Origin of the sequence: Bartonella capreoli, from assembly GCF_902813205.1 — a bacterium.
GTDB classification, from domain to species: domain Bacteria; phylum Pseudomonadota; class Alphaproteobacteria; order Rhizobiales; family Rhizobiaceae; genus Bartonella; species Bartonella schoenbuchensis.
In genome coordinates, this window is record NZ_CADDZX010000171.1 from 1 (window position 1) to 469 (window position 469).

Annotated in this window: 1 pseudogene; it reads right to left on the reverse strand. The window is 39.4% G+C overall.

The features are described from left to right. Nucleotides 1-469, reverse strand: a pseudogene (locus J7R05_RS07915) (amidophosphoribosyltransferase); the annotation flags it as partial.

A 469-nucleotide genomic window follows, 5' to 3' on the forward strand; every position in this document is an offset into this window, starting at 1 on the left:
CATCAGGAACGGGAACCACAACATCACCTTCACAGGGAGCTTCCTGCGCTAAACGAATCCCCATGTTTTTACGTACCGTATAAATACTACGTCCTCCAACGATTGAATCAGGACGCGCAAAATAGACATATTCAAAAAGACAAAGTTTTTCTGGTTTTCCATTCACTGGTTTTATAATTTTTTTAGTAATTTCTCCGTTTTTTTGTATTTCACATATAATAATTTCTCCATTTTTAACGTCGCGGACATATTTTGCTCCAATAATATCAAGTGCACAGGTTTCGGAACAAAAAATTGGTTTACCATCAAGTTCACCCATCACGAGAGGTCTAATACCTGTTGGGTCGCGTGCAGCAATAAGTTTGGTGCGTGTGAGTGCCAACATAGCATATCCACCTTCCACTTGTCGAACAGCATCAACAAAACGATCAGATGACGATTCATAACGTGAACAAGCAATAAGATGAAG